General features: G+C 70.3%; 17 protein-coding genes. All 17 read left to right on the top strand.

Translation table 11 applies throughout. From position 1 onward, the window contains the following. Nucleotides 1–45: 45 nt before the first annotated feature. The 17 genes from AC07FT_RS13025 (at nt 46) to AC07FT_RS13105 (ending at nt 18171) form a co-directional block, all read left to right on the top strand. Nucleotides 46–1338 carry a homoserine dehydrogenase gene (locus AC07FT_RS13025; RefSeq protein WP_254738524.1) on the top strand — a complete coding sequence of 431 codons (1293 nt, stop codon included), beginning with the start codon at nt 46–48 and terminating at the stop codon, nt 1336–1338. Nucleotides 1339–1442: 104 nt separating this feature from the next. Continuing rightward, nucleotides 1443–2531, top strand: a complete 1089-nt coding sequence (gene thrC, locus AC07FT_RS13030; RefSeq protein WP_432035922.1) for a threonine synthase — start codon at nt 1443–1445, stop codon at nt 2529–2531. A gap of 379 nt (nt 2532–2910) precedes the next feature. Then, entirely contained in the window at nt 2911–3825 is a 915-nt protein-coding gene (gene thrB / locus AC07FT_RS13035; RefSeq protein ID WP_479176322.1) for a homoserine kinase, read from the top strand. 404 nt (nt 3826–4229) lie between these two features. Then, entirely contained in the window at nt 4230–6359 is a 2130-nt protein-coding gene (gene rho, locus AC07FT_RS13040; protein WP_479176323.1) for a transcription termination factor Rho, read from the top strand. Nucleotides 6360–6724: 365 nt separating this feature from the next. Continuing rightward, complete coding sequence (locus tag AC07FT_RS13045) at nt 6725–7843, top strand: LCP family protein (protein ID WP_471193714.1); 1119 nt, start codon at nt 6725–6727, stop codon at nt 7841–7843. Nucleotides 7844–8011: 168 nt separating this feature from the next. Beyond that, on the top strand, nt 8012–8236 hold the full coding sequence (gene rpmE / locus AC07FT_RS13050; protein WP_254738534.1) for a 50S ribosomal protein L31: 225 nt from the start codon (nt 8012–8014) through the stop codon (nt 8234–8236). Nucleotides 8237–8359: 123 nt separating this feature from the next. Then, a complete protein-coding gene (gene prfA, locus AC07FT_RS13055) occupies nt 8360–9430 on the top strand; it encodes a peptide chain release factor 1 (RefSeq protein ID WP_479176324.1) in 1071 nt (356 codons plus the stop codon). Between the two features lie 52 nt (nt 9431–9482). After that, entirely contained in the window at nt 9483–10328 is an 846-nt protein-coding gene (gene prmC, locus AC07FT_RS13060; RefSeq protein ID WP_471193711.1) for a peptide chain release factor N(5)-glutamine methyltransferase, read from the top strand. A 47-nt stretch (nt 10329–10375) separates the two neighbouring features. Next, nucleotides 10376–11023, top strand: a complete 648-nt coding sequence (locus AC07FT_RS13065) for an L-threonylcarbamoyladenylate synthase (protein ID WP_254738540.1) — start codon at nt 10376–10378, stop codon at nt 11021–11023. Continuing rightward, complete coding sequence (locus AC07FT_RS13070; protein ID WP_471193708.1) at nt 11020–11682, top strand: arsenate reductase/protein-tyrosine-phosphatase family protein; 663 nt, start codon at nt 11020–11022, stop codon at nt 11680–11682. The genes AC07FT_RS13065 and AC07FT_RS13070 overlap by 4 nt, the downstream gene beginning before the upstream one ends. A 125-nt stretch (nt 11683–11807) precedes the next feature. Continuing rightward, on the top strand, nt 11808–13154 hold the full coding sequence (locus AC07FT_RS13075; RefSeq protein ID WP_479176325.1) for a serine hydroxymethyltransferase: 1347 nt from the start codon (nt 11808–11810) through the stop codon (nt 13152–13154). Nucleotides 13155–13217: 63 nt separating this feature from the next. Beyond that, complete coding sequence (locus tag AC07FT_RS13080; protein WP_479176429.1) at nt 13218–14585, top strand: MraY family glycosyltransferase; 1368 nt, start codon at nt 13218–13220, stop codon at nt 14583–14585. 322 nt (nt 14586–14907) lie between these two features. Continuing rightward, nucleotides 14908–15363, top strand: coding sequence for a hypothetical protein (locus AC07FT_RS13085; RefSeq protein ID WP_479176326.1), 456 nt, complete (start codon nt 14908–14910; stop codon nt 15361–15363). Nucleotides 15364–15627: 264 nt separating this feature from the next. Then, nucleotides 15628–16437, top strand: coding sequence for a F0F1 ATP synthase subunit A (atpB, locus tag AC07FT_RS13090; protein WP_479176327.1), 810 nt, complete (start codon nt 15628–15630; stop codon nt 16435–16437). 81 nt (nt 16438–16518) lie between these two features. Beyond that, nucleotides 16519–16761 carry an ATP synthase F0 subunit C gene (atpE, locus tag AC07FT_RS13095; protein ID WP_037951036.1) on the top strand — a complete coding sequence of 81 codons (243 nt, stop codon included), beginning with the start codon at nt 16519–16521 and terminating at the stop codon, nt 16759–16761. A 37-nt stretch (nt 16762–16798) separates the two neighbouring features. Next, nucleotides 16799–17359: a F0F1 ATP synthase subunit B gene (locus AC07FT_RS13100; protein WP_479176328.1), complete on the top strand. Its 561-nt coding sequence runs from the start codon at nt 16799–16801 to the stop codon at nt 17357–17359. Next, nucleotides 17356–18171, top strand: coding sequence for a F0F1 ATP synthase subunit delta (locus AC07FT_RS13105; RefSeq protein WP_479176329.1), 816 nt, complete (start codon nt 17356–17358; stop codon nt 18169–18171). Before AC07FT_RS13100 ends, AC07FT_RS13105 begins: the two co-directional genes overlap by 4 nt. Nucleotides 18172–18215 lie beyond the last annotated feature (44 nt).

Raw genomic sequence — 18215 nt, forward strand, 5'->3', positions numbered from 1 at the left:
TGCCTGAGACTGGTGCACCAAACGATGGATGAGAAACGAGGTCGGATGATGCGTACGCGTCCGCTGAAAGTGGCGCTGCTGGGCTGTGGGGTAGTGGGCTCAGAGGTGGCGCGCATCATGACGACGCACGCGGACGACCTCACGGCGCGCATCGGGGCCCCGGTGGAGCTGGCCGGGGTGGCCGTACGCCGCCCCAACCGGGTCCGTGAGGGGGTGCCGGAGCACCTGGTGACCACCGACGCCACCGCCCTGGTCAAACGCGGGGACATCGACGTGGTGGTCGAGGTGATCGGCGGCATCGAGCCCGCCCGTTCCCTCATCACCACCGCGTTCGAGCACGGCGCGAGCGTGGTCTCCGCCAACAAGGCGCTGGTCTCCCAGGACGGCGCGGCCCTGCACGCCGCCGCCCAGGAGCGCGGTGCGGACCTGTACTACGAGGCGGCGGTCGCGGGCGCGATCCCGCTGGTGCGGCCGCTGCGCGAATCGCTGGCGGGCGACAAGGTCAACCGGGTCCTCGGCATCGTCAACGGCACCACCAACTTCATCCTCGACCGGATGGACGGCAGCGGCGCGGGCTACAGCGAGGCGCTGGACGAGGCCACCGCGCTGGGCTACGCCGAGGCCGACCCGACGGCCGACGTCGAGGGGTTCGACGCCGCAGCCAAGGCCGCGATCCTCGCCGGGATCGCCTTCCACACCCGGGTCACCCTCGACGATGTCCACCGCGAGGGCATCACCGAGGTGACCGCGGCCGACATCGCCTCCGCCAAGCGCATGGGCTGCACCGTCAAGCTGCTCGCCATCTGCGAGCGCGCCGCCGACGGCCGCTCGGTCACCGCGCGGGTGCATCCGGCGATGATCCCGCTGGCCCATCCGCTGGCGTCGGTCCGCGAGGCGTACAACGCGGTGTTCGTGGAGGCCGACGCCGCCGGCCAGCTGATGTTCTACGGGCCGGGGGCAGGTGGCTCGCCGACCGCCTCGGCGGTGCTCGGCGACCTCGTCGCCGCCTGCCGCAACAAGCTGGCGGGCGCCACCGGACCGGGGGAGTCCGCCTACAGCAGGCTGCCGGTGAGCCCGATGGGCGATGTGGTCACGCGTTACCACATCAGCCTCGACGTCGCCGACAAGCCGGGTGTTCTCGCTCAGGTCGCGACAGTCTTCGCCGAGCACGGAGTGTCGATCGATACGGTCCGCCAGCAGGGGAAGGACGGCGAGGCTTCCCTCGTGGTCGTGACCCACCGCGCGAGCGACGCCGCGCTGTCGGCGACCGTGGAGACGCTGCGCCGCCTCGACACCGTCCGCGACGTCGCCAGCATCATGCGGGTCGAGGGTGAGTAGAGAGCGAGTGGAGCGTGGGACGACGCGGGCATACCGCACAGCAGCGGGGCCAGTAGCAGGGGAGTAAGGAAAACATGAACGCAATCGCCGACGCCGGGCCCCGAATGTCCGGCACCCGCCAGTGGCACGGCTGGCGGGGCATCATCGAGGAGTACCGCGACCGCCTGCCGGTCAGCGGGACGACCCCGGTCGTCACCCTCCGCGAGGGCGGCACCCCGCTCGTTCCCGCGCAGGTGCTCTCCGAGCGCACCGGCTGCGAGGTCCACCTCAAGGTCGAGGGCGCCAACCCCACCGGATCCTTCAAGGACCGCGGGATGACGATGGCCATCAGCGCGGCCAAGGAGGCCGGCGCCAAGGCCGTCATCTGCGCCTCCACCGGGAACACCTCGGCCTCGGCCGCCGCCTACGCGGTGCGCGCCGGGATGGTCTGCGCGGTGCTGGTCCCGCAGGGGAAGATCGCGCTGGGCAAGATGGGCCAGGCCCTGGTGCACGGCGCGAAGATCCTCCAGGTCGACGGCAACTTCGACGACTGTCTGACGCTGGCGCGCGGGCTGTCCGAGAAGTACCCGGTGGCGCTGGTCAATTCGGTCAACCCGGCCCGTATCGAGGGTCAGAAGACCGCGGCCTTCGAAATCGTCGACATGCTCGGCGACGCGCCCGACATCCACGTCCTCCCGGTGGGCAACGCGGGCAACATCACGGCCTACTGGAAGGGCTACCAGGAGTACGCGGCGCCCTTCGGCGGTCAGGACCCCCGGTCCACCCGCACCCCCCGGATGTGGGGATTCCAGGCGTCCGGCGCGGCGCCGATCGTGCGCGGTGAGCCGGTCCGCGAGCCGAGCACCATCGCCACCGCGATCCGCATCGGCAACCCCGCCTCCTGGAGCTTCGCGGAGCGGGCGCGGGACGAGTCGGGCGGCCTCATCGACGAGGTGACCGACCGTCAGATCCTCGCCGCCTACCGGCTGCTCGCCTCCCAGGAGGGCGTTTTCGTGGAGCCGGCCTCCGCGGCGAGCGTGGCGGGCCTGCTGAAGGCGGCCGAGCAGGGTCTGGTCGACCCGGGCCAGCGCATCGTGTGCACGGTGACCGGGAACGGGCTCAAGGACCCGGACTGGGCGGTGGCGGGAGCGCCGCAGCCGGTGGTGGTCCCGGTGGACGCGGACGCCGCGGCCGTACGGCTCGGACTGGTCTAGCGCGGCGCGGGCCGGGATCCCCTGGGGTCCCGGCCCGTTCCCTGTCCGCGCCCGCTCCGCACCCGCTCGCCCACCGGCTCCCACCGGCGGCTTTCTCGCGATCCACTCAACTGGTGGAAGAGATGCACGGGAGCGGGGAGGGCGCGCGGAACGCTCCAGTAGAGTGGGCGCGGACGACGGCAGGGAGCGCGACACGCATCGTGCGCCTCCCGTGCGCCCTATGTCGCCACAGAACCTTCCTTCGATAGGCTGTACTGAATCCGCCCCGACGCAGAGCCCTCATCTCTGCGCGGCGTCGCCGTACTTCGCGTGACAACCCCCGCGGTTTTCCGTACCTCTTCGAGTAATCTCACGCACACACAAGGAGAGTCATCGAGCGATGGCCGGTCCAGCGTTCCGCGCCGCCGCCGTCCGAGTGCGCGTCCCCGCCTCGAGCGCCAATCTCGGCCCCGGCTTCGACGCCCTCGGTCTGGCCCTCGGGCTCTACGACGACGTCGTGGTCCGGGTGGCCGACTCCGGTCTGCACGTCGACATCGCGGGTGAGGGCGCCGAGACCCTGCCGCGCGACGAGAGCCATCTGCTCGTACGGTCCCTGCGCACCGCGTTCGACCTGCTGGGCGGACAGCCGCGGGGGCTCGAGGTGGTCTGTGCCAACCGGATTCCGCACGGCCGCGGTCTCGGTTCCTCCTCCGCCGCCATCTGCGCCGGGATCGTCGCCGCCCGCGCGGTGACGATAGGCGGCGCCGAGAAGCTCGACGACGCGGCGCTGCTGGAGCTGGCCACCGAGATCGAGGGCCACCCCGACAATGTCGCCGCGTGTCTGCTCGGCGGCTTCACCCTCGCCTGGACGGACGCGGGAGCCGCGCGGGCGATCAGGATGGACCCGGCCGGTTCCATCGTTCCGGTGGTCTTCGTCCCGGGCAGCCCGGTGCTCACGGAGACCGCACGCGGACTGCTGCCGCGCACCGTCCCGCATGTGGACGCGGCGGTCAACGCGGGCCGCGCGGCCCTGCTCGTGGAGGCCCTGACCAGGCGTCCCGAGCTGCTGCTCGCGGCCACGGAGGACCGGCTGCACCAGGAATACCGCGCTCCGGCGATGCCCGAGAGCGTGGCCCTGGTGAACCGACTGCGTGCGGACGGCGTCCCCGCGGTCATCTCCGGTGCGGGCCCCACGGTGCTCGCGCTGGTCGAGGACGGTGCGGCCGACAAGGTCGCTCGACTGGCGGGTGAGGGATGGGCGGCCAACCGGCTGGCTCTCGACGCCGGGGGGGCGAGCGTTCTGCCGCTCAGCTGACACGGCGCCCGGATCGCCCCGGGCGCTGGGAAAACTCGATTGCCGGTCTTGGAGAGGGGGAATGTTTGTTGGATCCGGTAGTGTTAACCTCAAGTCTGCACTTGAAGCCTCTTGGATGTACTCGGAGGCGAAGTGCTCAGTGTCCCCATCCGGGACCACCCTTCTTCCGGGAGCCTCCCAGCACTGCCTGAGCAGCCTGCCTGAGCAGTATCGAGCACGCTCCGGAATCGGCGCGGCGGAGCCGAGGAAAGTCTTCCGTCTCGCCGGAACCATGAATTGATCTCTCCGCCGTAACCCGGCGGACCACCGCCCCGGCCCGGTCCGTAACGGAAGGACCACAGCCGGACAGCACAACCGGTCGCCGAGCCAGACAGGCCGACGCCCGCTCCAGGGAAGGACCCTTCGTGAGCGACACCACCGATCTGATGGGCGTGAACGCCTCCGGCACCTCCGACAGCAGTGTCGGCAATGCCGCCGCGCCCGCTACGGACGCTCCCGCCGCGCCTGCCACCGGTGCTGCCACTGGCACTGCCCCGCGGCGACGCCGCTCGGGCACCGGCCTCGACGCCATGGTCCTGGCCGAGCTCCAGCAGCTCGCCTCGAGCCTCGGTATCAAGGGCACCGCGCGGATGCGCAAGAGCCAGCTGATCGAGGTCATCAAGGAGAAGCAGGCCGCGGGCTCCGGCGGAGCCCAGAGCTCCGAGTCCGCCTCCGATGAGGCTGCCAAGCCCAAGCGCCGTGCCACCTCCCGGGTCCGTACGGGCGATGACAGCGCTGACGCGGGCAAGCAGGAGAAGTCCGCGAAGGCCGCCAAGGCCGAGAAGAACGACAAGGCCGCCAAGGCCGAGAAGAGCGACAAGGCCGAGAAGGCCGTGGCGCAGCAGCAGATCGAGATCCCGGGGCAGTCGGGCGAGTCCGCCGCCGATGAGCAGCCCGCCGGAGAGCGCCGCCGCCGTCGCGCGACCGCGCCCGCCGCGAGCCCCGAGCAGGGGGCCACCGCCACCGCCGTCGAGACCAAGGCGGAGACCCGGACCGACTCCGCGGCCGGTGCCCGCGCCGAGGCCAGGACGGACGCGAAGGCCGAGGCCGCCGCGGACACCGCCGAGGGCAAGGGCAAGGGCGGCGACCGCCAGGACCGCCAGGAGCGCGGCCAGAAGGGTGACCGCCGGGAGCGCGGCCAGCGTGACCGCCGCGGCGGCAAGGGGGACGACGGTCAGCAGGCCGGCGGCCGCCAGCAGCGTGACGGCCGTGGCCAGGGCCAGCAGCGCGCCGCCGCCGATGACGCGGACGACGACTTCGAGGGCGGGCGCCGCGGGCGCCGCGGCCGCTACCGCGACCGCCGTGGCCGCCGTGGCCGCGACGACTTCGGCAACGAGCCGCAGGTGTCCGACGACGATGTGCTGATCCCGGTCGCGGGCATCCTCGACATCCTCGACAACTACGCGTTCATCCGGACCTCCGGTTACCTCCCGGGCCCGAACGACGTGTACGTCTCGCTGGCCCAGGTGCGCAAGAACGGTCTGCGCAAGGGTGACCACGTCACCGGCGCGGTCCGCCAGCCGCGTGAGGGCGAGCGCCGCGAGAAGTTCAACGCGCTGGTCCGGCTGGACTCGGTCAACGGCATGGCGCCCGAAACCGGCCGCGGACGGCCGGAGTTCGGAAAGCTGACGCCGCTTTACCCGCAGGACCGGCTGCGGCTGGAGAGCGAGGCCGGCGGGCTGACGACCCGGATCATCGACCTGGTCGCGCCGATCGGCAAGGGCCAGCGCGGTCTGATCGTGGCCCCGCCGAAGACCGGTAAGACCATGATCATGCAGGCGATCGCCAACGCGATCACCCGTAACAGCCCCGAGTGCCATCTGATGGTCGTCCTCGTCGACGAGCGGCCGGAAGAGGTCACCGACATGCAGCGGTCGGTCAAGGGCGAGGTCATCTCCTCGACCTTCGACCGTCCGGCCGAGGACCACACCACCGTCGCCGAGCTGGCGATCGAGCGGGCCAAGCGCCTGGTCGAGCTGGGTCATGACGTGGTGGTCCTGCTGGACTCGATCACGCGTCTGGGCCGTGCGTACAACCTGGCGGCGCCCGCCTCCGGCCGCATCCTGTCCGGTGGTGTCGACTCGACCGCGCTTTACCCGCCGAAGAAGTTCTTCGGTGCCGCGCGCAACATCGAGGACGGCGGCTCGCTGACCATCCTGGCCACCGCGCTGGTAGAGACCGGCTCGCGGATGGACGAGGTGATCTTCGAGGAGTTCAAGGGCACCGGCAACATGGAGCTCAAGCTCGACCGCAAGCTCGCCGACAAGCGCATCTTCCCCGCGGTGGACGTCGACCCGTCCAGCACCCGCAAGGAGGAGATCCTGCTGGCGCCGGAGGAGCTGAGCATCGTCTGGAAGCTCCGCCGGGTGCTGCACGCGCTGGACTCCCAGCAGGCCATCGAGCTGCTGCTGGACAAGATGAAGCAGACCAAGTCCAACGCCGAGTTCCTGATGCAGATCGCCAAGACCACGCCCACCCCGGGCAACGGCGACTGATCCGGCACGCTCCGCAGAGGGGCCCCTTCCGCCGCGGCGGAAGGGGCCCCTCCGTCGTGCTGGAGCCCCGGTGAACGGGGGCGGAGATCGTCGCCGAAATTGTCGTTGAGATCTGAACCACAGCGGCCGAGCCCCTCAGGGGCCGGCCGCGATGTCGTTCTGGACGGCAAAAGTGCAGGCCAGGGCGGCGAGAAGGACGAAGGGGGCGAACGGCACCGGCTGTCACACGGCCAAAAATCCCGAAAACAACATATGCAACCCTGGCGCTCGGCCTTTCGTCTGTCTGGGCGACACCGATCCGGACCGCGACGTCAGGCCTGACCGTCACGGCAGGGGGTAACCGGGAGACGAGGACTGAGGAGCACATGGCTGACGACAGCAGCGGTACGCCGGTGAACCCGGGCCAACCACGAGCGCGCGGAGCCGGAGGCCGCCGCCGTAAACGGCCCAGCACGCGCCGCCGTGCCGTGCACTACACGATATGGACCCTGGCCGCCGTGCTGGTCCTCGGAGGTGCCGGGCTCGGGTACCTCTACTACCGGCTCAACGGCAATCTCACCAGCGTCGACATCAACGCGGCCCTCGGCTCCGACCGCCCCAAGAACGTGGACAACGGCTCGATGGACATCCTCGTCCTCGGCTCCGACTCCCGGGCGGGGAAGAACGCCAAGTACGGTAAGGACGAGGGCACTTCCCGCTCCGACACCGCGATGATCGTCCATGTCCACCAGGGCCGCCAGAAGGCCAGCGTGGTCAGCATCCCGCGGGACACCATGGTCAAGCGCCCCTCCTGTGTGAAGGACGGCAAGGAGACCCCGGCGGCGCGGCTGGCCATGTTCAACAGCGCCTATGAGGTCGGCGGCCCGGCCTGTGCGGTCAAGACCGTCGAGTCCCTGACCCACATACGCATGGATCACTACCTCGAAGTCGACTTCTCCGGTTTCAAGCAGCTGATCAACGACCTCGGCGGCGTGGACATCACCACCACCGCGCCGATCCACGACAAGCAGAGCCATCTGGACCTCGAGCCCGGCCCGCACAACCTCGACGGTGAGCAGTCCCTGGGCCTGGTCCGCACCCGCCACGGGGTGGGCGACGGCAGTGACCTCGGCCGGATCAAGCTCCAGCAGGCGTTCGTCAAGGCGCTGCTGGACCAGATCAAGCAGGTCGACCTGTTCGGCAACCCGAAGAAGCTCTACGACCTCGCCGACACCTCCACCAAGGCCCTCACCACCGACTCCGAGCTGGGTTCGGTGAACAAGCTGAAGGGCTTCGCGCAGAGCGTCAAGGGCATCGGTTCGGGCGATATGAAGATGACCACGCTGCCGGTCATGTACGACCCCGACGACCCCGCCCGGGTACTGCCCATGGAGCGCAAGTCCGCCCTGATGTGGCAGGCCCTGCGGGCGGACCGGCCGATCCCCAAGTCCGCCACCAAGGGCTCGGCCGGTGAGGCCACCAGCGCGGGCAAGGTCGTCAAGTAGGACGGGTCCGCGCCGCCCCGGGCGGCGCGGCCGGGGCCCGGGAATATCCGGGCCCCACCCCCGGTTTTGGGGGATACGGCCAGTGCTGGCAGACTGGACCGTCGGTCCCGGTTCACGATGGGCAATCCGCCCGTCGACCCGGCACCCTCCCGAACCTAGGAGAATCCCTTGAAGCGCGACATCCACCCGGAGTACGTCGAGACCCAGGTCAGTTGCACCTGTGGCGCCTCGTTCACCACCCGTAGCACGATGACCGGCGGCACCGTCCGCGCCGACATCTGCTCCGAGTGCCACCCGTTCTACACGGGCAAGCAGAAGATCCTCGACACCGGTGGCCGTGTGGCGCGGTTCGAGGCCCGCTTCGGCAAGAACGCCGGGTCCAACAAGAAGTAGCGACCCGTACGGCGCCGGTCTTCGGTCGCCCCAGTCCTGGGGCGACCGGACCGGCGTTTTGTCGTCACCGGCCTTCCGGCTCTTCCCCGAAAGCCCGCACGCAGACCACCCAGGGAGCCCCCGATGTTCGAGGCGGTCGAGGAACTCATCGGCGAACACGCCGACCTCGAGACGCGGCTCGCCGACCCCGCGGTCCACGCCGACCAGCGCGAGGCGATGCGGCTCAACAAGCGCTACGCCGAGCTGACCCCGATCCTCACCGTCTACCGCGAGTGGAAGCGGGCGGGCGATGACATCGGCACGGCCCAGGAGCTGGCCCAGGACGATCCGGACTTCGCCGACGAGGTCAAGGAGCTGGAGCAGCGGCGCGAGGAGCTCACCGAGCGGCTGCGGCTGCTGCTGGTGCCCCGTGACCCCAGTGACGACAAGGACGTGATCCTGGAGGTCAAGGCGGGCGAGGGCGGCGAGGAGTCCGCCCTGTTCGCGGGTGACCTGCTGCGGATGTATCTGCGCTACGCCGAGCGCGTGGGCTGGAAGACCGAGATCCTCGAATCCAACGAGTCCGACCTCGGCGGCTACAAGGACGTCCAGGTCGCGGTCAAGACCAAGGGCTCGGCCGAGGCCGGCCAGGGCGTCTGGGCCCGGCTGAAGTACGAGGGCGGGGTGCACCGCGTGCAGCGGGTGCCCGCCACCGAGTCGCAGGGCCGTATCCACACCTCCGCCGCCGGTGTGCTGGTCACCCCGGAGGCGGAGGAGGTCGAGGTCGAGATCGGCCCCAACGATCTGCGGATCGACGTCTACCGCTCCTCCGGCCCCGGCGGCCAGTCGGTCAACACCACCGACTCCGCGGTGCGCATCACCCACCTGCCCACCGGCATCGTCGTCTCCTGCCAGAACGAGAAGAGCCAGCTCCAGAACAAGGAGCAGGCCCTGCGCATCCTGCGTTCGCGGCTGCTGGCCGCGGCCCAGGAGGAGGCGGAGAAGGAGGCGTCCGACGCCCGCCGCAGCCAGGTCCGCACCGTCGACCGCTCCGAGCGCATCCGTACGTACAACTTCCCGGAAAACCGGATCTCGGACCACCGGGTCGGCTTCAAGGCGTACAACTTGGACCAGGTGCTCGACGGTGAACTCGACCCGGTGATCCAGGCGTGTGTCGACGCCGACGCGGCCGCCAAGCTGGCCGCGGCGCAGTAAGCACCCACCGGGACGTCCCCGTGCCCTTGTCCGGATCGGCTGGAGGAATTCAGTGAACGTGCTGCTCGCGGAGGTGGCGCAGGCCACCCAGCGGCTGGCCGACGCGGGCGTGCCCTCTCCGCGCTTCGACGCGGAGGAGCTCGCCGCCTTTGTGCACGGCGTCAAGCGGGGTGAGCTGCACGGTGTCGCCGACGCCGACTTCGACGCCCGCTACTGGGAGGCGGTCGCCCGCCGGGAGGCCCGCGAGCCCCTCCAGCACATCACCGGCCGGGCCTTCTTCCGCTATCTGGAGCTCCAGGTGGGGCCGGGGGTCTTCGTCCCCCGCCCGGAGACCGAGTCGGTGGTCGGCTGGGCCATAGACGCGGTCCGGGCCATGGACGTGGTCGAACCGCTCATCGTGGACCTGTGCACCGGCTCCGGCGCCATCGCGCTGGCCCTGGCCCAGGAGGTGCCGCGGTCCCGGGTGCACGCCGTGGAGCTGGACGAGGGCGCCCTGCGGTGGGCCCGGAAGAACGTCGAGGGGTCCCGCGTCGTTCTCCAGCACGGAAACGCGTTGACGGCCCTGCCCGAGCTCGACGGGCAGGTGGACCTCGTCATCAGCAATCCGCCGTACATCCCGCTGACCGAGTGGGAGTACGTCGCGCCGGAAGCCCGCGACCACGACCCCCAGCTCGCGCTGTTCTCCGGTGAGGACGGCCTCGATGTGATCCGCGGCCTGGAGCGCACGGCCCACCGGCTGCTGCGCCCGGGAGGCGTCGTCGTCATCGAGCACGCAGACACCCAGGGCGGCCAGGTGCCATGGATCTTCACGGAGGAGCGTGGCTGGGCGGACGCCGCCGACCACCCCGACCTGAACAACCGGCCCCGGTTCGCCACCGCGCGGAAGGCCATGCCGTGACGACGGCACCGCACCCCACCCTGGCCCGTTACGAGGAGGTCCGTTAGATGGCACGGCGCTACGACTGCGGGGACGCCACGGATCGCAAGACCGGCCTGCGCGAGGCCGCGTCCGCGGTCCGCCGCGGCGAACTGGTCGTGCTGCCCACCGACACCGTGTACGGGATCGGTGCGGACGCCTTCAGCGCCGAGGCCGTCGGCGACCTGCTGGAGGCCAAGGGCCGGGGCCGCAATATGCCCACGCCCGTCCTCGTCGGCTCCCCGAACACCCTGCACGGACTGGTCACCGACTTCTCCGAGCAGGCGTGGGAGCTGGTCGACGCCTTCTGGCCGGGTGCGCTCACCCTGGTCGCCCGGCACCAGCCGTCGCTCACCTGGGACCTGGGGGAGACCCGTGGCACCGTCGCGATCCGGATGCCGCTGCACCCGGTCGCCATCGAGCTGCTCACCGACTTCGGGCCGATGGCCGTCTCCAGCGCCAACCTCACCGGACACCCGTCCCCGCAGGACTGCGACGCCGCCCAGGAGATGCTCGGCGACTCCGTCTCGGTCTACCTCGACGGCGGGCCCACCCCCGCCGCCGTCCCGTCCTCCATCGTCGACGTCACCGGCAAGGTGCCGGTGCTGCTCCGCGCGGGCGCGCTCACCGCGGAGCAGCTCCGCGAGGTCGTCCCCGACCTCGAGGTGGCCAATTGACAGCCCCTGAGACGGGGCGTGGCATAGCGGAACACCGGGCGAAGCACGCCGAGACCTCCTTCCGCATCCTCCACGTCAGCACCGGCAACGTCTGCCGCTCGCCGATCACCGAGCGGCTGACCCGCCATGCCCTCACCGACCGCCTCGGCAGCGCCCGCACCAGCGGCCTGATCGTGGAGAGCGCGGGCACCTGGGGGCACGAGGGCGCCCCCATGGAGGCGCACGCCGCGACCGTCCTGACCGACTTCGGCGCCGACCCGGCGGGCTTCCTCGGCCGTGAGCTGCTCGACGAACACGTCATCCGGGCCGATCTGGTGCTCACCGCGACCCGTGACCACCGTGCCCAGGTCATCTCGATGGGGCATTCGGCGGGGCTGCGCACCTTCACCCTCAAGGAGTTCACCCGGCTGGTGCGGGCCATAGACCCGGCCACGCTCCCCGATCCGGAGGAGAGCGGCGGGGTGGTCGAGCGCGCCCGCGCGCTGGTGCAGGCGGCCGCCGCGCTGCGCGGCTGGCTGCTGGCCCCCAACGAGGATGCGGACGAGGTGCACGATCCGTACGGCGCGCCCATCACCTTCTTCCGTTCCATCGGCGATGAGATCCACCAGGCCCTGGACCCGGTCGTCACGGCCCTGACGGGGGTCCCCGCCGCGGCCTGAAGGGCTGCTGGGGCGGCCGGGGACCGCGCCCGCGGCCGCGGCGGCCGCACGGCGCGCACGGACGGCCCGCCCGGCCTACATTTGGGGGTGACGCCCGACCGACCCTCCCGAGGCTGTGAGCAGCGATGGCCGTCACCCCCGCAGGGACCCGGGGCGGCACTGCCGCCGATCCCGCCGGTGCCCCGGTCCGTACCCCCTGGGGCCCCGACTTCGACGCCCTCGCCCGCCAGGACCCCGAACTCGCCGGGATCATCCTGAGCGAACTGGACCGGGTCTCCAGCGGCCTCCAGCTGATCGCCGCGGAGAACTTCACCTCACCCGCCGTCCTCGCCGCCCTGGCCTCACCGCTGGCCAACAAGTACGCCGAGGGCTACCCCGGCGCCCGCCACCACGGTGGCTGTGAACTGGTCGACATCGCCGAGCGGGTGGCCCAGGACCGCGCCAAGGCCCTGTTCGGCGCCGAGCACGCCAATGTGCAGCCCCATTCGGGCTCCTCGGCGGTGCTGGCCGCGTACGCCGCGCTGCTGCGCCCCGGTGACACCGTGCTGGCGATGGCGCTGCCGCACGGCGGCCATCTCACCCACGGCTCCCCGGCGAACTTCTCCGGCCGCTGGTTCGACTTCGTCGGCTACGGCGTCGATCCGGCCACCGGGCTCATCGACTACGACCAGTTGCGCGGACTGGCGCGGACCCACCGGCCGAAGGCCATCGTGTGCGGGTCGATCTCCTATCCCCGTCACCCCGACTACGTGGCCTTCCGGGACGTCGCGGACGAGGTCGGGGCGTATCTGATCGCCGACGCCGCGCACCCCATCGGGCTGGTCGCGGGCAAGGCGGCGCCCAGTCCGGTGCCGTACGCCGACGTGGTGTGCGCAACGACACACAAGGTGCTGCGCGGACCGCGCGGCGGGATGCTGCTGTGCGGTGCGGAGCTGGCCGAGCGGGTCGACCGGGCGGTGTTCCCGTTCACCCAGGGCGGCGCCCAGATGCACACCGTGGCGGCCAAGGCCGTGGCGTTCGGCGAGGCCGCGGCGCCCTCCTTCACCGCCTATGCGCAGCGGGTGGTCGCCAATGCCCGGGTGCTGGCGGACGCGCTGGTCGCGGAGGGTCTCGCGGTCACCACGGGCGGTACCGACACCCACATGATCACCGCGGACACGGCCCCGCTGGGCCTGGACGGCCGCACCGCGCGCGGCCGCTGCGCCGCCTCCGGGATCGTGCTGGACACCTGTGCGCTGGCCTCCGCCACGGAGCCCGGAGGGTGCGTCAAGGGGCTGCGGCTGGGCACCGCGGCGGTGACCACCCAGGGCATGGGAGCGCCCGAGATGGAGCGCATAGCGGCCCTGATCGGAACCGCGCTCCGGGACGAGCGCGTCGTACGGGAGAAGGTGGCGGAACTGGCCGGCAGATTTCCGCCCTATCCGGACGAGGGCCGACTCGTGCAACCATCCGAAGGTGTAGGCCGTCTGTAAGTACGTTCACCGGTTGCGGTCCGACACGCATAGGGTGTGTGGCTGTGATGGCCAGCGATACCTCTGGGGCAGCCTGTGCGTGAATACCTGCTGACTCTGTGCATCACGGCCGCGGTCACGTATCTGCTGACCGGGCCGGTGCGGAAATTCGCCATCGCGGCCGGCGCGATGCCCGAGATCCGCGCCCGTGATGTGCACCGCGAGCCCACCCCACGGCTGGGTGGCATCGCCATGTTCGGCGGGCTGTGCGCGGGACTGCTGGTCGCCGCGCACCTCACCAACCTCAAGGACGTCTTCGAGCTGTCCAACGAGCCGCGGGCGCTGCTGTCCGGCGCCGGGCTGATCTGGCTGCTCGGTGTGCTGGACGACAAGTGGGGCGTGGACGCGCTGATCAAGCTCGGCGGCCAGATGATCGCCGCGGGTGTGATGGTGCTCCAGGGTCTGACCATCCTGTGGCTGCCGGTGCCCGGTGTGGGGCCGGTCTCGCTCACGCCCTGGCAGGGCACCCTGCTGACGGTGGCGCTGGTCGTCATCACCATCAACGCGGTCAACTTCGTCGACGGGCTGGACGGGTTGGCCTCCGGCATGGTGTGCATCGCCGCCGCCGCGTTCTTCATGTACGCCTACCGCATCTGGTACGGCTACGGACTGGAGTCGGCCGCTCCCGCGACGCTGTTCGCGGCCGTGCTGATGGGCATGTGCCTGGGCTTCCTGCCGCACAACATCCACCCCGCGCGGATCTTCATGGGCGACTCGGGCTCGATGCTGATCGGTCTGGTGCTGGCCGCGGGTGCCATCTCCATCACCGGTCAGGTGGACCCGGACGCGATGAAGCTGTTCGCCGGGTCCGAGACGGCCGCGGTGCACGCCACCGTGCCCGTCTACATCCCGCTGCTGCTGCCGCTGACCGTCATCGCGGTGCCCTTCGCCGATCTGGTGCTGGCCATCGTGCGGCGCACCTGGCGGGGCCAGTCACCGTTCGCCGCCGACCGCGGCCATCTGCACCACCGGCTGCTGGAGATCGGACACTCGCACAGCCGGGCCGTGTTGATCATGTACTTCTGGTCCGCGCTGATCGCCTTCGGCGCCGTGGCGTACTCGGTGAACAGCGTCGGCACGTGGTTCGTGATGGCGATCGTGGCGCTGAGCGGTGTGGGCCTGGTGCTGTTGCTGCTGCCGAGGTTCACCCCGCGGGTGCCGCGCTGGGCCGAGGGGTTCGTACCGCCGCGCTACCGCCGCGGGAACCGGGAGGCGGCGGAGGCGGCGGACGCCGGTGCCGTCGCGGAGGGCGGGGCCGAGGACGGCGCCGCGGCCGGGCAGATGGCGGAGGAGTCCGCGCCGCAGCCGGTGCCGGCCGGGATCAACGGTGCGACCGCCATCGGAGACCGCTCCCGGTTCACCCACCGCAGGAGGATCGGCACTCCGCAGTGAGCGCCGCCGGCGAACGTGTCGCGGACACCGTTGAACTCCCTGGTGATCTCCCTCGAGATCTCCGCGCGAGGGGTGCTGATCGCCACAACAGGGAACGCCGCGGCGTCAGCACGGTGGAGAGTCCATAACTCCTGTGTGTGACGGGCAGCACACTTGGCAGGTAAAGACCTCATCAAATAGTTTGTGATACCGTTCACTAAACCCGGTGCCAGAGCCGAGGGACCGTAGTGCGACGGTCCTTCGTCGCGAGGTTTCCCTCATACCCGGGGATACGCTCGTCCACGACGAAACGCTGCTTCCGACTCTTGCCGGAGAACCCTTCATGCAGTCCAACGACGCCCGAACGCTTCTGAGTTGCGCCGCGCCCACGGCCGTTGCCGGGGTGGTCGCCGTCGCTGTCAGCGCTGTGGTCGCCGGTGGGAAGGGCGCGCTCGGAGCCACCTTCGGGGCGCTCCTGGGCGCCGCGGTGATGGCCACCGGCCTGATCGTGCTGGAGCGCACCGCCAAGCACCTCCCGCAGCTGTTCCAGATGATGGGACTGGTGCTCTACATGGCCCAGTTCCTGCTGGTCGCGGTGGCGCTCGCGGTGTTCAGGGACACCACCCTGTTCTCCACCAAGGCGTTCGGAGTCGCACTGCTCGTCGCGGTGCTCGTGTGGATCGCCGCACAGACCCGCGCCCACATGAAGGCCAAGATCCTTTACGTGCAGCCCGAAGCCGAGCACGAACGTAAGCCCGGGGGGGCGAAGAAGTCCGCTCCCGCCGGGTCCGCATCGTGATCGGTAGGGCCGGTATAAAGGCACGTCCGCTCACCTGCTATCGTCCGGTGCCATCTGAGGCACAGCGGGCGCAGGTAGCCGAACCCCCGTATTCCGCGGGAGGGAATCGGCGGCCCATGCAGCTGATGCCCGACACAGCGTTCGGCTCCCCGCCGATCAGCCGCCCCCACATCCGTAAGACCAGTCCAGTGCCGTTCCGTGGCCGTGCGCCGCGCCGACACAACGAGGTTGCCGTACCCATGCGCCACGCTGAAGGAGCTCGCGGTGAGTGCTGACCAGACGCTCGCCTTCGAGACGAACTGCCACATCTTCGATGGGTGCGGCTTCCCGGCACCCGGACTCCATTCGTTCAAGTTCGAGCCGCTCTTCACGGTGGGCGGGTTCGAGTTCAACAAGACGATGCTGCTGGCCCTGCTGGGCACCGGCATTGTCATCTGGTTCTTCTGGGCGGCCTTCGGCCGGGCCAAGGTGGTCCCGGGCAAGCTCCAGATGGTCGGCGAGGCGGGGTACGACTTCGTGCGCCGCGGGCTGGTCTACGAAGCACTCGGGAAGAAGGAGGGCGAGAAGTACGTCCCCTTCATGGTCTCGCTGTTCTTCTTCGTGTGGATCATGAACCTGTGGTCGATCATCCCGGTCGCGCAGTTCCCGGTGACGTCGATCATCGCCTACCCGGCCGGTCTCGCCTTGATCGTCTACATCATGTGGATGTACCTGACGTTCAAGAACCACGGCTTCGTCGGTGGCTGGAAGAACATCACCGGCTACGACAAGGAGCTCGGCGGGATCCTCCCGCTGATCGTCGTCATCGAGTTCTTCTCGAACGTGATCATCCGGCCCTTCACCCACGCCGTCCGGCTCTTCGCCAACATGTTCGCGGGTCACCTGCTGCTCCTGATGTTCACCATCGGCACCTGGTACCTGCTGAACGGCATCGGGATCGCCTACGCGGGCGCCTCGTTCGTCATGACGATCCTGCTGACCGCGTTCGAGCTCTTCATCCAGGCTGTCCAGGCGTACGTCTTCGTGCTCTTGGCCTGCAACTACGTTCAGGGCGCGCTCGCCAAGGGCCACTGAGCACCGAGCAGCCCAGTCCTCGCCCATCAGACGTCCGGTGGCCAACCCCCACCGGTCCATGAAACAGAAGGAAGAACCGGCATGTCCGCTCTCCAGACCCTCGCCGCCGACGGCATCACCGGCAACCTCGGTTCGATCGGTTACGGCCTCGCCGCCATCGGCCCCGGCGTCGGCGTCGGCATCATCTTCGGTAACGGCACCCAGGCCCTGGCCCGCCAGCCCGAGGCCGCGGGCCTGATCCGCGCCAACCAGATCATGGGCTTCGCGTTCTGTGAGGCGCTCGCGCTGATCGGTATCGTCATGGGCTTCCTCTTCAAGTCCTGACGCACCGCGTTAACCACCACAGACGGAAGGCACTGAGATGAACGCCCTGGTACAGGTGGCGGCTGAGGAGGAGAACCCCCTCATCCCGCCGATCCCGGAGCTGGTCATCGGCCTGATCGCCTTTGCCATCGTCTTCGTGTTCCTCGCGAAGAAGCTCCTCCCGAACATCAACCGTGTTCTGGAGCAGCGTCGCGAGGCGATCGAAGGCGGGATGGAGAAGGCCGAGGCCGCCCAGGCCGAGGCCCAGCAGGTCCTCGAGGACTACCGCGCCCAGCTCGCCGACGCCCGTCACGAGGCCGCTCGCCTGCGCCAGGAGGCGCAGGAGCAGGGTGCCGCGCTCATCGCCGAGATGCGCGCGGAGGGCCAGCGGCAGCGTGAGGAGATCATCGCTGCCGGTCACGCCCAGATCGAGGCCGACCGCAAGCAGGCCGCTCAGGCGCTGCGCCAGGACGTGGGCAAGCTCGCCACCGACCTGGCCGGCAAGATCGTCGGCGAGTCGGTCGAGGACGTGGCCCGGCAGAGCCGCACCATCGACCGGTTCCTCGATGACCTCGAGGCGAAGGCCGCGGACGGTTCGAAGGCTGAGGCCGGCCGATGAACGGAGCGAGCAGGGAGGCACTGGCAGCCGCGCGTGAGCGCTTCAACGCGCTGACGGACAACACGTCCGTCGACGCCACGAAGCTCGCCGATGAGCTGGCCGCCGTCACCGCGCTGCTCGACCGCGAGGTCTCCCTGCGTCGGGTCCTCACCGACCCGGCGCAGCCCGGCGAGGCCAAGGCCGAGCTGGCCGGACGCCTGCTGGGTGGGCAGGTCGGCGGCGAGACCGTCGACCTGGTCTCCGGCATGGTCCGCACCCGCTGGTCGCGTCCGCGCGACCTCGCGGACGCGGTCGAGGAGCTGGCGGCCTGCGCCGACCTCGTGGCGGCCCAGCGAGCCGGCACCCTCGACAACGTCGAGGACGAGCTGTTCCGGTTCAGCCGGATCGTCTCCTCCTCGCCGGAGCTGCGCAGCGCGCTGTCCGACCGGAACGCGAGCACCACGGCCAAGGCCGACCTGGTGCGCCGGCTGCTCGGCGGCCGGGCCGAGGGGGTGACCGAGCGCCTCGTGGTGCGTCTGGTCACCCAGCCGCGCGGACGTAGCCTGGAAGCGGGTCTCGACGAGCTCACCAAGCTGGCCGCGGCACGCCGCGACCGGACGGTGGCGGTCGTGACCTCGGCGGTACCGCTCAGCGATCAGCAGAAGCAGCGCCTCGGCGCGGCTCTGGCCCAGCTGTACGGCCGCCAGGTCCACCTCAACCTCGACGTGGACCCGGAGGTCCTCGGCGGGATCGCGGTGCGCATCGGCGACGAGGTCATCAACGGGACCATCGCGGACCGCCTCGACGAGGCGGCCCGCCGGATGGCCGGCTGACACAGCCACCAACTCAACAAGCATGTAAGCGGCCCGAGTTGGGC

The organism is Streptomyces sp. NPDC045899 (assembly GCF_056431485.1).

Bases quoted from the DNA above. Each gene is read 5' to 3' on its own strand.
- thrB (WP_479176322.1), top strand. From the start codon at position 2,911: ATGGCCGGTCCAGCGTTCCGCGCCGCCGCCGTCCGAGTGCGCGTCCCC.
- AC07FT_RS13100 (WP_479176328.1), top strand. From the start codon at position 16,799: ATGAACGCCCTGGTACAGGTGGCGGCTGAGGAGGAGAACCCCCTCATC.
- AC07FT_RS13085 (WP_479176326.1), top strand. From the start codon at position 14,908: ATGCAGTCCAACGACGCCCGAACGCTTCTGAGTTGCGCCGCGCCCACG.
- AC07FT_RS13045 (WP_471193714.1), top strand. From the start codon at position 6,725: ATGGCTGACGACAGCAGCGGTACGCCGGTGAACCCGGGCCAACCACGA.
- AC07FT_RS13025 (WP_254738524.1), top strand. From the start codon at position 46: ATGATGCGTACGCGTCCGCTGAAAGTGGCGCTGCTGGGCTGTGGGGTA.
- AC07FT_RS13105 (WP_479176329.1), top strand. From the start codon at position 17,356: ATGAACGGAGCGAGCAGGGAGGCACTGGCAGCCGCGCGTGAGCGCTTC.
- AC07FT_RS13065 (WP_254738540.1), top strand. From the start codon at position 10,376: ATGGCACGGCGCTACGACTGCGGGGACGCCACGGATCGCAAGACCGGC.
- AC07FT_RS13075 (WP_479176325.1), top strand. From the start codon at position 11,808: ATGGCCGTCACCCCCGCAGGGACCCGGGGCGGCACTGCCGCCGATCCC.
- atpE (WP_037951036.1), top strand. From the start codon at position 16,519: ATGTCCGCTCTCCAGACCCTCGCCGCCGACGGCATCACCGGCAACCTC.
- prfA (WP_479176324.1), top strand. From the start codon at position 8,360: ATGTTCGAGGCGGTCGAGGAACTCATCGGCGAACACGCCGACCTCGAG.
- thrC (WP_432035922.1), top strand. From the start codon at position 1,443: ATGTCCGGCACCCGCCAGTGGCACGGCTGGCGGGGCATCATCGAGGAG.